The following is a 12,158-nucleotide window of genomic DNA, read 5'->3' on the forward strand; positions in this document are numbered from 1 at the left end:
CCTACCTCTCAGTGTCGACGACGATGTATCCGCTCGACCCGACGGTTGTTGTATGGTTCGCATAAGCATGTCGGTCCCGCTCCGGCCGTCAGAACCCGGCGACTGCGGAGGGTCGGCCGGCGGTCGACGCCGCGTTCGACCGTCGGATCTCCCGGCCGGTCATCCCGTCCGGAAGGAGAGGTCGAGCGTCGGCGCCGAGTGAGTCAGCGAACCCATCGAGAGCACGTCGACGCCGGTCGCGGCGTAGTCGGGCACGTCCGCGACGGTGAGACCGCCGCTGGCTTCGGTCAGTGCGGCGCCGTCGACCAGATCGACGGCACGCGCCGTCTCGTCGGGGGACATGTTGTCCAGCAAGACGATGTCGGCCCCGGCCGCGGCCGCCTCGGGCGCCCGCTCGGGGGTCTCGACCTCGACTTCGATCTTCGTCGTGAACGACGCCCGCTCGCGGAAGTGAGCGACGGCCGACTCCAGCCCCATCTCGGCGACGTGGTTGTCCTTGACCATCACCGTATGCGAGAGGTCCAGCCGGTGTGTGTCCCCGCCCGCGGCGGCGACCGCGCGTTTCTCGATGCCGCGCAGGCCGGGCGTCGTCTTGCGGGTGCAGGCGACCCGTACGTCGTCCTCGACCGTCCGAGCGGCGTCGACGGCCGCGCGAGTCTTCGTCGCCACGCCCGAGGCGTGGCCGGCGAGGTTGACCGCGACCCGCTCGCCCCGGAGCGTCTCGCGGGCCGGACCGTCCGTTCGGAGGACCACGTCGCCGGGATCGATCCGGTCGCCCGACTCGACTGGCGTCTCGACCCCCACGTCCAGATAGTCGAACACCGCCGTTGCCGCCGCCAGTCCGGCGACGACGCCGGACTCCTTCGCGACCAGTCGGCCCCCGGTGTCGCCCGGGACGTGGTTCGTGACATCGTGGTGGCCCACGTCCTCGCGGAGCCAGCGCTCGACATCGGCGTCGGTGAGCATCAGTCCGCGGTCGGTTCCGGCGGCTCGTCGGCCGCCGTGACCAGGTTGTGGGTCCCGACGCTCTCGTCGTTCTCGGCCGCGTGGCGGGCGATCAACAGCGCGGTGATGCTCGCGTTCCGGAGTTCGTACAGCGACCGGGCGGTCCGGGTCCGGACGTAGGCGTCGACCTCGCCCTTGAGGCGGCGCAACACCGCCATCGAGCGCTGGAGGTCGGCCGGATCGCGCTCGACGCCGACGTGCTCGTCCATCACCCGGCGTAGCCGGTGGAACTTCTCGCGGGCGAAACTGTCCGGGAGGGCCGGGTCCCGCTCCAGCAGTTCGGGCGCCTCGATCGGCTGGACCGGATCGCCGGCGGCGTCCTCGCCCGCGCGCAGCCCCCAGACCAGCCCCTCGAGCAGCGACGTGGAGGCCAGCCGGTTCGCGCCGTGGACGCCGGTGCGGGAACACTCCCCGACGGCGTAGAGCCGGTCGAGCGTCGTCCGACCCCGGTCGTCGACGGCGACGCCGCCACAGAGGAAGTGTTCGGCCGGCGCGACCGGAATCCCGTCGGTCCAGTCGATCCCGTGATCCCCACAGCGGTCGGCCAGGCCGGGGAACTCCGCGGCGAAGTCGAGCGTGGAGACATCGAGTCGGACTTCGCCGGTGGCCTCGCGCTCCGCTTTCACCGCTCGGGCGACAACGTCCCGGGGCGCGAGTTCGGCGTCCTCGTGGTAGTCGGGCATGAACCGCCTGCCGTCGCCGTTGCGCAACAGGCCGCCCTCCCCGCGGACGGCCTCGCTGACGAGGAATGCGACCTCGCCGTCGACGACGCAGGCGGTCGGGTGGAACTGGACGTACTCCATGTCGGCCACGTCGGCGCCGGCCAGCGCCGCCATCGCGATGCCGTCCCCGGTCGCGTGGTCGGGGTTGGTCGTCCGCGGGTAGAGTTCGCCGATGCCACCGGTCGCCAGGACGACGCTGCCGGCGAACCAGGGCTCGACGGCGCCGTCGGATTCGAGCATCGCGCCGTGGACACGACCCTCGTGACGGATGAGTTCCAGCGCGGCAGTGCCGTCCAGGATCGTCACGCCGTCGTGGTCGTCGAGGTAGTTCAGGAAGGGGACGTGGATGTGCTTGCCCGTCGCGGCGTCGACGTGGAGGATGCGATCCTCGCTGTGGGCGGCCTCGCGGGCGTAGTCCAGGTCCGCGCGGCTCGTGGACGCCATCGACGCCTGCTCGTCCGTGTCGGTCGAGCGTGGTTCGGCGCGGTCGAACGCGACATCGAGCGTCTCGAAGAGCACGTCCTCGACGGCCGCGTTGGCGTTCTCGACGAGCACGTCGACGGCTTCGGGGTCGGCGGTGTCGGCGCTCGCCGTCAGGATGTCCTCCTTGAACTGCTCGGGGTCGTCCCGGGAGACGGCGATGCCGCCCTGTGCCCACCAGGAGGACGCCCCTTCGGGACGGGTGGCCTTGGTCGCGACGGTGACCTGGCTGCCCGCGCGTGCTGCCGCGAGCGCCGCCGCCAGCCCGGCGATGCCGGAGCCGACGACCAGTACGTCTGTCTCGTGGGTGTCGGTCTGTTCGTCGCTCATGGCTAGATCTCCAGCATGCGGTCGAGTGCGACCTGTGCCAGTTCCTTCTCTTCCGGAGCGACCTCGATGACGTTGCGTTCCCGGCCGGCGACCAGTTCCTCCAGGACCCAGGTGAGGTAGTTCGGGTCGATCTGGCGCATCGCGTTGCAGTCCATGCAGGCGTCCCCACACAGCGGGAGGACGTTCACCTCGGGGTGCCACCGCTGGAGGTGGTGGGTGAGGTGGATCTCGGTACCGATCGCCCAGGTGTCGCCGGGATCGGCGTCCTCGACGACCCCGCAGATGTCCGCCGTGGAGCCGGCCACGTCGGCGGCCTCGACGACCTCGCGGCGACACTCGGGGTGGACGATGACGTTCGCGTCGGGGTGTTCCTCGCGGATCGCCTCGACGTGGGACTCGCGGAACCGCTCGTGGACCTGGCAGTACCCCTCCCAGAGGATGACATCGTTCTCGACGGCCGCCGCGGCGTCCATGCTCTCGGGGTCCCACGGGTCCCACTCGACGATCTCGTCTTCGAGGCCGAGTCGGTGGGCCGTGTTCTCCCCGAGGTGCTTGTCCGGGAGGAAGAGGACCTTGTCGCCGCGCTCGAAGGCGTACTCGAAGGCCTTGTGCGCGTTCGAGGACGTACAGACCAGCCCCCCCTGCTCGGCACAGAACGCCTTCAGGTCGGCGTAGCTGTTCATGTAGGTGATCGGGATGATGTCGTCGTCGGTCTCGGCGGTGATCTCCGCCCAGGCGGCGTCGACCTGGAGGGCCTCGGCCATCCCGGCCATCGGACAGGACGCCTCCATCGAGGGGAGGATCACGCGTTGCTCGTCGTCCGTGATGATGTCGGCGGACTCGGCCATGAACGTCACGCCGCCGAAGACGACGTAGTCGGCGTCGGCCGCCGCGGCCTCCTTCGAGAGCTGGTAGGAGTCGCCGATGAAGTCGGCGTGCTCGACGATCTCCCGGCGCTGGTAGTTGTGGCCCAGGATGACCACGTCGTCGCCGAGCTCGTCGAGCGCGGTCTCGATCCGCTCTGTTCGCTCGCCTTCGTCGAGCTCCCGGTACTCCGGCGGAAGCTGTTCGAGGTTGTCGTACTTGAAGAGACTGAGGTCCGTTTCGAACGCTGCTGTTTCCATCTGTGGCATGGGTACGTGGCCCTGTGGGTATCAAGTGATTCGGACTGGCTTATTGAAAAGATTTTGCCTACAATAGTAGGTGGTGGAGAGGATCCGATGGGTTGTACCGCGGATTGATGGGTTTTGTACTGTGTTACCGATCTCCACGGTCTTCGTCGTCGCTGGAGCGGTTGCAGGGATGCAAACAGTTAACATCGCGTATGCAGGACGAACGATTGACATGACACGGGTGCTCAAGGCGTCGGGGTTTCTCGGACTCGCGGTGATGATGGTCGTCGGGCTCTACCAGTTCGTCCTGCTCTCCGGTGGGTCCGGCGTCCCGGGATGGATGATCGGCGGGCACGCCCACCTGGGGGTGTTGTCTATCCTGTCGATCGTCATGGGGTTTGCCGTCCCCGCCGTCGGGGTGACTGGGTCCCTGCGGACCGCCGTGACGGGGCTGTTCGTCGCCGGCCAGTGGGGGATTCCGGGGATCGTCTGGCTGGGTGAAGGGTTCGGCTTGACGATCCTCATGCCAACGGGGTTCCTCTGGGGCGGGTGTCTGATCGCCTCGATGCTAATCATGTTCTACAAGACCGTCACCCAGGATGTCGGCGGTGCCAGCGGCGGGTTGTCGGGGACGGCGACGGCCGACGACTGACGGCCGACAAGAGCAACTGTTAGGGGCGCGGCCCGCCACCGCCCCAGTATGACCGACGCCGAGACTCTCGCCGAGCGCGTCCGCGAGGGGGACCTTCGCCTGTACGAACTCGAAGACCACGCCGATCCGGACACGGCCGCCGCGGCCCGCCGACGGCTGCTGGCCGAGGAGACCGGCGCCGACCTCTCGACGGTCGGCGACTACGGCTTCGCCGCCGGCGAGGCCGACAGCAACATCGAGAACATGATCGGTACCGCCCAGATCCCGATGGGCGTCGTCGGGCCGCTGCCGGTCGACGGCGGGGCGGCCGAGGGCGACCACTACCTCCCGCTGGCGACGACCGAAGGCGCCCTGCTGGCCTCGGTCAACCGCGGCGTCTCGACGATCCGGACCGCCGGCGGCGCCACGGCGCGGGTCCTGAAATCCGGGATGACCCGCGCCCCGGTGTTCAAGGTCGAAGACGTGGCCGCCGCCGGGGAGGTGTCGGGGTGGGTCCGAGAGCACGTCGACGACCTCGCCGCGGCCGCCGAGGCGACGACCAGTCACGGCGAACTCCAGGGGGTCACCCCGTACGTCGTCGGCGACAACGTCTTCCTGCGGTTCTCCTACGACACGAAAGACGCCATGGGGATGAACATGGCCACCATCGCGACGGAGGCCGCCTGCGAGGTCGTCGAGCGCGAGACGCCCGCGGAACTGGTCGCGCTGTCGGGCAACCTCTGTTCGGACAAGAAGCCCGCGGCGATCAACGCCATCGAGGGCCGGGGGCGGACCGTCTCGGCGGACGTGCTGCTCCCCCACGAGCAGGTCGAGCAGCGTCTGGACACGACCACGGACGCCGTCGTCGAGGCCAACACCCGCAAGAACCTCGTCGGCTCCGCGAAGGCGGGTGCGCTGGGGTTCAACGCTCACGCCGCCAACGTGATCGCCGCGGCCTTCCTCGCGCTGGGCCAGGACGCCGCCCAGGTCGTCGAGGGTGCCAACACGATCACGACCGTCGACGCCCGCGAGGACGGCCTGTACGCCTCGGTGACGCTCTCCTCGCTGGAAGTCGGCACCGTCGGCGGCGGGACCTCCCTGCCGACCCAGTCCGAGGCGCTGGACGTGCTCGGCTACGGCGGGGGCGGCGACCCCGCAGGGAGCAACGCCGACGCGCTCGCGGAGGTCGTCGCGGCCGGCGTCCTGGCCGGCGAACTCTCCCTGCTCGCGGCGCTTTCCTCGCGACACCTCTCCTCGGCGCACGCGGAACTGGGCCGCTGACGGTTCACTGACGGGACTGGCTCACCAGGAACCCGACACCGGCGACCAGCACGACGACACCGGCGAGCAACAGGTCCCCGTTCCCCAGCAGCGGGCCGGCGACCAGCAGCGCCCACGCGACCGCGAACACGCCGTGGGCGAGCGCGAACAGCCGCCGGCCCCGCCGGGCGAACACCACCGTCCCGAGTGTGAACCCGGCAGTCAGCGCGACCGCCGAGAGCGCGACCGGACTCACAGAGAGCCCGCCGATCGGGACCGGGCCGACCAGCGGCGTCACCAGAAAGAGCAGGCCCGAGAGGCCCACGAGGCACCCGACCGCCATCGGTCCCGGTTCGAGATCCAGGCCCAGATCGGACGCGGTCGTCATAGGAGCCGGTAGCGGCCCCGGGACTCGGTGACCTCACCGGCCCTGACGAGCTTCTGTAACACCTTCCGCGTGTAGTCGGGCGGTACCTCCCGCTCCTGCGCGTAGGCGACGACCGCCTCCTCGCTGGGTGAGTCGAGCGCGCGGAGCGCAGCACGTACCCTCTCCTTTCGGGAGGTGCCGCCGCCGGCGCCCGTTCCAGCGCGATCTCCGGCCGCCGCCGCGCTGTCGGGGTCGACACCGGACCCTTCGAGGTACGTCTCGTCGTCGACGCCGGCGTCCTCGATCTGTCCTTCCATCTCCGCGACGGAGTCCAGTTCGGCGAAGTCTTCACCGTGACCCTGCCGGTTGGCCAGCATCGACGCCCGGACCTCACGGGCGTGAGCCTCGTCGTCGGTCTCGACGAACCGCCGGCGCTTGTCGTGTTGTCGACGGGAGCCACACCGGGGACACTGGCTTGTCGCCTGCTCGCCCTCGACGATCCAGAGGGCGCTGCACTCGCTACACCCCACGACGGCGTACATACACCGGGGTTTGGCCCGCTGCCGATTGAACGTTCGGATCACCCGCTGGATTTAGGCCGGTCGCCGTCGACCGCTCTCGTATGGAGGAAGTTCCCCAGGCAGCCAGCGAGACCGTCGAAGCGGTCGACGGCGTCCACCTGACGCAACTGGCCGTCGGTGAGCGGATGAGCGCCCAGCAAGTCCACATCGAACCCGGTGCAGTCGTCCCGGAACACAGCCACGAACACGAGCAGATCGGCTTCGTCGTCCGGGGAGCCTGTACGTTCTGTATCGGCGACGAGGAGTTCGTCATCAGTTCGGGAGACTCCTACGTGATCCCCAGCGACGAACCACACCGCGTCGAGAACCGGACCGACGAACCGATGACCGGCATCGACGTGTTCAGCCCGCCGCGGGCGAACCCCGATTGGCGCGACTGAGCGCGGGCCCCTAGTGGTTTGTAGGAGCACGCCTAAGCTGGGCCGATGAACCGAATCGGCGTCTCGGTGGCCGTCCTCGCACTCGTGCTCGCCGGCTGTAGCGGGTTCGGGGGTCAGGGAGCACCCGAGCGACTGACGCCAGCGCCGATCCCCACCGACGACGCCCAGTACCCGCCCGGCGTCTCCGAGCGGGCGATCGAGCCGGGCGTCCTGGCGCGCTCGCACGAGGGGTCGCTCCGGACGAGCAGCTACACGCTGACGACTCGCCAGCGAATCGAAGGCGACGACGGCGAGGTGTTACGCCGGACGAACCGCTCGCGGCTGGTGGCGAAAAACGCCAGTAGCTACCGGGGCTACTTCCTCCAGAACACGACCGAGTACCCCAGCGCCGGCCTCACGACGCGGGTCGACTACTGGACCAACGGGAGCGTCGTCGCGACCCGGTACGAGGAGCGAACCGGCCGCCGGTCGCTGCACATGTGGCCCGCAGACAGCGTCGATTCGGTGACCGATCTGACCGGCCGCCAGCGGCTGGAAGCGGTGCTCGAAGCGGTCGACGTGCGAATCGCGCGCCACGAACCCGACGGCGATGTCGTCCTGGTGGGCTCGGACTTTGTCGACCGTGACCGACTCATCCGGCCGCTGTTCGTCAGCCACCCGACGAACGTCAGCGTCCAGTTGCGGGTCCGCTCGGACGGGACGGTCGTCGCGAAACGGATCGGCTACGACGCCACGCTCAGCGGCCGGGACATCCGGATCGTCCGGACGACACGCCTCAGTAACGAAGGCGAGACGACGGTCGACCGGCCGGCCTGGGTCGCGAACGCGACGATGGAGACGGAGGAATAGCGGACCGTCGGTAGTTACGCGAGCTTCCCGATGTTCCCGTAAACCTCCGATTTACGGGCGCACGAAAAGTTGGCGTCGCCAACGTTTCGATGTTCTGGCGGTGGAACCGCCAGAGGACGAGAAACTGGCTTCAGGCCAGTTTCTCGATGTTCTCGACGACCTTGTCGGCGAACTCGCTCGTCGCGAGCTTCGTGCCGCCCTCGATCTGGCGTTCGAGGTCGTAGGTGACCTGGCCGCTGGAGATGGTCTCCTCGACGGCGTCACGGACGAGCTTGCCGGCGTCCTTCCAGCCCATGTATTCGAGCATCAGGCGACCGGAGAGGATCATCGCGGTCGGGTTGACCTTGTCCTCGCCGGCGTACTTCGGGGCCGAGCCGTGGACGGGCTCTGCGAGACAGCGTGCTTCGCCGAAGTTCGCACCCGGGGCGATGCCGAGCCCGCCGATCTGTGCGCCGGCGGCGTCGGACATGTAGTCCCCGTTGAGGTTCATCGTCGCGATGACATCGTACTCGTCGGTCCGGGTCAGCAGCTGCTGGAGCATGTTGTCGGCGATGCGGTCGTTGACCACCAGCGCGTCTTCGGGGGCCTCGCCGTCGTACTCGTCCCACAGCTGGTCCTCGGTGATGACGGAGTCGTCGTACTCCTCGTCGGCGACCTCGTAGCCCCAGTCGCGGAAGGCGCCCTCGGTGAACTTCATGATGTTGCCCTTGTGGACCAACGTGACCGAGTCACGGTCCTCTTCGAGGGCGTAGTCGATGGCCTCACGGACGAGGCGCTTGGTCCCGAACTCGGTGATCGGCTTGACGCCGATGCCGACCGGGCCGTCGTGGATAGTGCTGTCGAAGCCCATGTCCTCCTCGACGAACTCCTTGACCTCCTGGACCTCGTCGGTGCCGGCCTCCCACTCGATGCCGGCGTACACGTCTTCGGTGTTCTCCCGGAAGGTGACCATGTCCATCTTCTCGGGGCTCTTGACAGGCGACGGGACGCCGTCGAGGTGGTAGGTCGGCCGGACGTTCGCGTAGAGGTCAAGCGTCTTGCGCAGCGCGACGTTCAGCGAGCGGAACCCGGCGCCGACGGGCGTCGTGAGCGGGCCCTTGATCGCGACGTTGAACTCCTTGATCGCCTCGACGGTGTCGTCGGGCAGGTTCTCGTCGTACTTGTCACGGGCCGAGGAGCCGGCGTAGACGCGCATCCAGGAGATGTCGCGCCCGGTCGCGTTCGCGGCGGCTTCGAGGACCTTCTGGGCGGCGGGGCCGACATCGGTCCCGATCCCGTCCCCGTGGATGATGGGGATGATGGGGTTCTCGGGAACGTCGAGTTCGTTGTCGGCTGTGACTTCGATCGGGTTACCCTCGTCGGGCACCTCCACTTTGTCGTAATCGTATCCCATACTGCGGGCATCGATAGTGGGGCGTAAAGAATTGCCGTTTTGCTGCAAGAACGGTAACGTGAGACACACGAACAGGGACGGTCACAGAACGGCGTCGAGCATCGCCCTGAACTCCCGCGGCCCGCTGGAGACGAGCGCCCGGGGGAACCGCCGGCGGGCGTTCCCGACGGCGTCGGAAAGCGCCGCCTCTGCGTCCTCGAAGACGCCTCTCCCGTGGCCGACGATGACTCGCTCGGGATCGAGGTCGGCGAACGTCGCCCGGGGCGGCGACAGGCGTACCAGGACGTTCATCGCCAACCGCTCGCGCCCGACGGTGAACGACTCGCCCGACGAGAGGACATCGGGGACGTACAGCGTGCCGTCGCGCTCGCGGTAGGCGACCGTCTCGCGCCAGGCCCGCAGCGGGTTCAGCCACCGGAGTTCGAAGCCCGCGACCGAGTCGACGACCCGGCGGGTAGGCACGTCCAGCTGCTCGACGACCCGGTTCAGCCCCGTCGGCACCGTCACCGGCACGTCGTGGCGCTCGGCGAAAACCGCTGCGTCCCGGGTGTGGTAGTCCGCGAGGACGGCGACGCCGACAACCTCGCCCAGGTCGGCGTACGCATCGCTCACGTTCGGGGCGTCCAGGGGATCGACGAGCCAGACGCCGCCGTCGTCGTCGCGGATCGCGTGGCTCGTCCGGCAGCCGCCCTCCTCGGGATGGGCCTGCCAGCCGACGCCGTCGGGAAACCGGTCGACGACTCGGAGGTCGGCTGCCTCGTCGCGGGCGTACATCGGCATAGCTGGCACGGCGACAGCCAGCGGAAAAACCGTTCAGGTTCCGGCAGTCGCGTTACTGGATCCGGGTGCCAAGCGGCGCGTCCTCGTGGGTGGTCAGCAGGTCGGCCTCGTCGCCGGCCGCCAGCACCATCCCGTCGGACTCGACGCCGAACAGCTCGGCCTTCTCCATGTTGGCGAGCAGGATGACACGGGTCCCCGGGAGCTCCTCGACATCGTGGAGCTTCGCCAGGCCGGCGACGACCTGCCGGACCTCGTGACCGATGTCGACCTCCAGTTTGAGGAGCTTGTCCGCGCCCTCGACGGGGTCGGCGCTGACGATCTCGCCGACCCGCATGTCGATCCCCTCGAAGTCCTCGAAGCCGATGCGCTCCTCGACGAGCGGTTCGAGGTCGGCAGGCTCGGCTTCGTCGTCCGCGTCCTCGCCGTCTTCGTCGTCCGCACCCTCACCGTCGTCCTCGCTCGCGGCCTCGACGCGGCGCCGGAGCTGCTCCTGGAGCGCTTCGGTGTGGTCGTCCTCGACCTGCTCGAACAGCTCGACGGGCTCGTCGAACTCGGCGGGCGGTTCCGACAGGGCGGTCTCCAGGGTCACGTCGGCGACGGAACCGCGCTCGCCCAGCTGGCCCCACAGGCGCTCGGCCTTGCCGGGCATGACCGGCTGCATGACGACGGCGACGGCCTTCGTCAGTTGCACGCAGTCACGGATGACCTGGGCCGCCTCCTCGGGGTCGTCGCCGACGAGGTTCCAGGGCTCGTTGCGCTGGATGTACTCGTTGCCGTAGTTCGACAGCTCGATCGCTACGTCGGCCAGCGACCGGATGTCGTACTCCCGGACGGCGGTCTCGAACTCGTCGATGGCCGCTTCGATGCGGGCCTCGACATCGTCGCTGACCGCAGCGTCGGGCGTGCCGTCGTAGTTGCGGTGGGCAAAGAGCAGCGACCGGTAGGCGAAGTTCCCGACGTTGCCCACGAGTTCGCCGTTGACCCGCTCGGCGAAACGGTCCCAGGAGAAGTCCACGTCCATCTCCAGGCCCGCGCCGGTGGCGATGTAGTACCGGAACAGGTCCGGGTGGAAACCGGCGTCGAGGTACTCCTCGGCCCAGACCGCGCGGTTCCGGGAAGTCGAGAGGGCTTTCCCGTCGATGCCGACGAAGCCGGTCGCGAGGATGGTTCGGGGCTCGTTGTAGCCCGCGCCCCGCAGCATCGCCGGCCAGAAGACGGCGTGGTGCTGGATGATGTCCCGGCCGATGACGTGGATGATCTCGCCGTTGTCCGCGCTCCAGTCGTCGTCCCACGCGGTGCCGTGCTGGGTCTCGCCGTCGAGTTTCCAGACCGCTTCCCAGTCGTACTCGTCGGCGCCGACCCGCTCTGAGTACTGTTTCGTACTGGCGACGTACTCGATGGGCGCGTCGACCCAGACGTACAGCACGAGGTCGTCGCCGTCGGCGTCTGCGGCTTCGCCGCTTCCTTCTTCACGTTGCTCCTCCGGAGCAACGCTGTCCCCGGGGTAGTCGATCCCCCAGTCCATGTCCCGCGTGATACAGAGGTCCTGCAGTTCGCCCTCGACCCACTCGCGGGGCTGGTTCTGGGCGTTGTCGGTCCCCTCCAGACGGTCCAGAAAGCCCTGGAGGTAGTCCTGGAAGTCCGCCAGACGGAGGAACTTGTGCTCGCGCTCGCGGTACTCGGCTGGGTTGCCCGTGATCGTGCTGACGGGGTCCTCGATCTCGCCGGGTTCGAGGTGGCGCTGGCACCCCTCGTCGCACTCGTCGCCGCGGGCCTGCTCGCCACAGTACGGACAGGTCCCCTCGACGAAGCGGTCGGGCAGGGGCTGGTCCTCCTCGGTGTCCCAGGCGACCTGGATCTCCTTCTCGTGGACGTGGTCGTTGTCGATCCACGACCGGACGAACTCCTGGGTGAGTTCGGTGTTCGTCTCGTCGTCGGTGTGGCCGTAGTTGTCGAACTCGACGTTGAACTGCGGGAACGTCTCGGCGTAGGTCTCGTGGTACTCCAGGGCGAACTCGCGGGGCTCGACGCCCTTCTCGGCGGCGTTGACTGCCACCGGCGTCCCGTGCATGTCCGACCCACAGACGAAGGCTGTCTGCTGGCCGATGCGACGCAGGGCACGCGAGAGGGCGTCCCCGTCGACGTACGTCCGGAGGTGGCCCACGTGCAGGTCGCCGTTGGCGTAGGGTAACCCGCAGGTCACCACCGCCGGCTGGTCCGTCGGGAACTCGTCGTGACTCATACCCGGTCTGTGCCGCCGGCGGGTCA

General features: G+C 68.6%; 12 protein-coding genes. 4 read left to right on the plus strand and 8 right to left on the minus strand.

The window, feature by feature from the left end; translation table 11 throughout:
• Positions 1-159 precede the first annotated feature (159 nt).
• The 3 genes from nadC to nadA are packed head-to-tail and all read right to left on the minus strand — an operon-like array spanning position 160 to position 3,670.
• Positions 160-966 (minus strand): carboxylating nicotinate-nucleotide diphosphorylase, encoded by an 807-nt coding sequence (nadC, locus tag P1L40_RS04430; RefSeq protein ID WP_284010111.1) that lies wholly within the window; start codon positions 964-966, stop codon positions 160-162.
• The gene (locus P1L40_RS04435) at positions 966-2,537 is read right to left on the minus strand and encodes an L-aspartate oxidase (RefSeq protein WP_284010112.1); all 1,572 of its coding nucleotides are present in this window, start codon (positions 2,535-2,537) and stop codon (positions 966-968) included. The genes nadC and P1L40_RS04435 overlap by 1 nt, the downstream gene beginning before the upstream one ends.
• Positions 2,538-2,539: 2 nt before the next feature.
• Positions 2,540-3,670 carry a quinolinate synthase NadA gene (nadA, locus tag P1L40_RS04440; protein ID WP_419181189.1) on the minus strand — a complete coding sequence of 377 codons (1,131 nt, stop codon included), beginning with the start codon at positions 3,668-3,670 and terminating at the stop codon, positions 2,540-2,542.
• A gap of 211 nt (positions 3,671-3,881) precedes the next feature.
• Between nadA and P1L40_RS04445 the strand changes: the two genes are divergently transcribed.
• Both P1L40_RS04445 and hmgA read left to right on the plus strand, forming a co-directional pair.
• The gene (locus tag P1L40_RS04445; protein ID WP_284010114.1) at positions 3,882-4,301 is read left to right on the plus strand and encodes a DUF8059 family membrane protein; all 420 of its coding nucleotides are present in this window, start codon (positions 3,882-3,884) and stop codon (positions 4,299-4,301) included.
• Between the two features lie 48 nt (positions 4,302-4,349).
• Positions 4,350-5,561 (plus strand): hydroxymethylglutaryl-CoA reductase (NADPH), encoded by a 1,212-nt coding sequence (hmgA, locus tag P1L40_RS04450; protein WP_284010115.1) that lies wholly within the window; start codon positions 4,350-4,352, stop codon positions 5,559-5,561.
• Between the two features lie 4 nt (positions 5,562-5,565).
• Here hmgA and P1L40_RS04455 read toward each other — a convergent pair whose 3' ends face one another.
• Both P1L40_RS04455 and P1L40_RS04460 read right to left on the minus strand, forming a co-directional pair.
• Positions 5,566-5,928, minus strand: a complete 363-nt coding sequence (locus P1L40_RS04455; protein ID WP_284010116.1) for a hypothetical protein — start codon at positions 5,926-5,928, stop codon at positions 5,566-5,568.
• Positions 5,925-6,449 (minus strand): DUF5817 domain-containing protein, encoded by a 525-nt coding sequence (locus P1L40_RS04460; protein ID WP_284010117.1) that lies wholly within the window; start codon positions 6,447-6,449, stop codon positions 5,925-5,927. Before P1L40_RS04460 ends, P1L40_RS04455 begins: the two co-directional genes overlap by 4 nt.
• 80 nt (positions 6,450-6,529) lie before the next feature.
• Between P1L40_RS04460 and P1L40_RS04465 the strand changes: the two genes are divergently transcribed.
• Both P1L40_RS04465 and P1L40_RS04470 read left to right on the plus strand, forming a co-directional pair.
• Complete coding sequence (locus P1L40_RS04465; RefSeq protein ID WP_284010118.1) at positions 6,530-6,868, plus strand: cupin domain-containing protein; 339 nt, start codon at positions 6,530-6,532, stop codon at positions 6,866-6,868.
• Positions 6,869-6,913: 45 nt separating this feature from the next.
• On the plus strand, positions 6,914-7,717 hold the full coding sequence (locus P1L40_RS04470; protein ID WP_284010119.1) for a hypothetical protein: 804 nt from the start codon (positions 6,914-6,916) through the stop codon (positions 7,715-7,717).
• A gap of 130 nt (positions 7,718-7,847) precedes the next feature.
• Here the strand turns inward: P1L40_RS04470 and icd are convergent, their stop codons facing one another.
• The 3 genes from icd to metG all read right to left on the minus strand — a co-directional run bounded on the left by icd (position 7,848) and on the right by metG (position 12,132).
• Positions 7,848-9,110, minus strand: coding sequence for an isocitrate dehydrogenase (NADP(+)) (gene icd / locus P1L40_RS04475; protein ID WP_284010120.1), 1,263 nt, complete (start codon positions 9,108-9,110; stop codon positions 7,848-7,850).
• A gap of 81 nt (positions 9,111-9,191) precedes the next feature.
• Positions 9,192-9,890 carry a hypothetical protein gene (locus P1L40_RS04480; RefSeq protein ID WP_284010121.1) on the minus strand — a complete coding sequence of 233 codons (699 nt, stop codon included), beginning with the start codon at positions 9,888-9,890 and terminating at the stop codon, positions 9,192-9,194.
• A gap of 52 nt (positions 9,891-9,942) precedes the next feature.
• Complete coding sequence (metG, locus tag P1L40_RS04485; RefSeq protein WP_284010122.1) at positions 9,943-12,132, minus strand: methionine--tRNA ligase; 2,190 nt, start codon at positions 12,130-12,132, stop codon at positions 9,943-9,945.
• Positions 12,133-12,158: the final 26 nt, after the last annotated feature.

It is taken from the genome of Haloarcula pelagica (assembly GCF_030127105.1).
In the GTDB taxonomy this organism is placed as follows: Archaea; Halobacteriota; Halobacteria; order Halobacteriales; family Haloarculaceae; genus Haloarcula; species Haloarcula pelagica.

What these genes read in the sequence shown, in the direction of transcription:
- nadC (WP_284010111.1), bottom strand. Translation starts at nt 966, where the DNA reads ATGCTCACCGACGCCGATGTCGAGCGCTGGCTCCGCGAGGACGTGGGC.
- P1L40_RS04435 (WP_284010112.1), bottom strand. Translation starts at nt 2,537, where the DNA reads ATGAGCGACGAACAGACCGACACCCACGAGACAGACGTACTGGTCGTC.
- nadA (WP_419181189.1), bottom strand. Translation starts at nt 3,670, where the DNA reads ATGCCACAGATGGAAACAGCAGCGTTCGAAACGGACCTCAGTCTCTTC.
- P1L40_RS04445 (WP_284010114.1), top strand. Translation starts at nt 3,882, where the DNA reads ATGACACGGGTGCTCAAGGCGTCGGGGTTTCTCGGACTCGCGGTGATG.
- hmgA (WP_284010115.1), top strand. Translation starts at nt 4,350, where the DNA reads ATGACCGACGCCGAGACTCTCGCCGAGCGCGTCCGCGAGGGGGACCTT.
- P1L40_RS04455 (WP_284010116.1), bottom strand. Translation starts at nt 5,928, where the DNA reads ATGACGACCGCGTCCGATCTGGGCCTGGATCTCGAACCGGGACCGATG.
- P1L40_RS04460 (WP_284010117.1), bottom strand. Translation starts at nt 6,449, where the DNA reads ATGTACGCCGTCGTGGGGTGTAGCGAGTGCAGCGCCCTCTGGATCGTC.
- P1L40_RS04465 (WP_284010118.1), top strand. Translation starts at nt 6,530, where the DNA reads ATGGAGGAAGTTCCCCAGGCAGCCAGCGAGACCGTCGAAGCGGTCGAC.
- P1L40_RS04470 (WP_284010119.1), top strand. Translation starts at nt 6,914, where the DNA reads ATGAACCGAATCGGCGTCTCGGTGGCCGTCCTCGCACTCGTGCTCGCC.
- icd (WP_284010120.1), bottom strand. Translation starts at nt 9,110, where the DNA reads ATGGGATACGATTACGACAAAGTGGAGGTGCCCGACGAGGGTAACCCG.
- P1L40_RS04480 (WP_284010121.1), bottom strand. Translation starts at nt 9,890, where the DNA reads ATGCCGATGTACGCCCGCGACGAGGCAGCCGACCTCCGAGTCGTCGAC.
- metG (WP_284010122.1), bottom strand. Translation starts at nt 12,132, where the DNA reads ATGAGTCACGACGAGTTCCCGACGGACCAGCCGGCGGTGGTGACCTGC.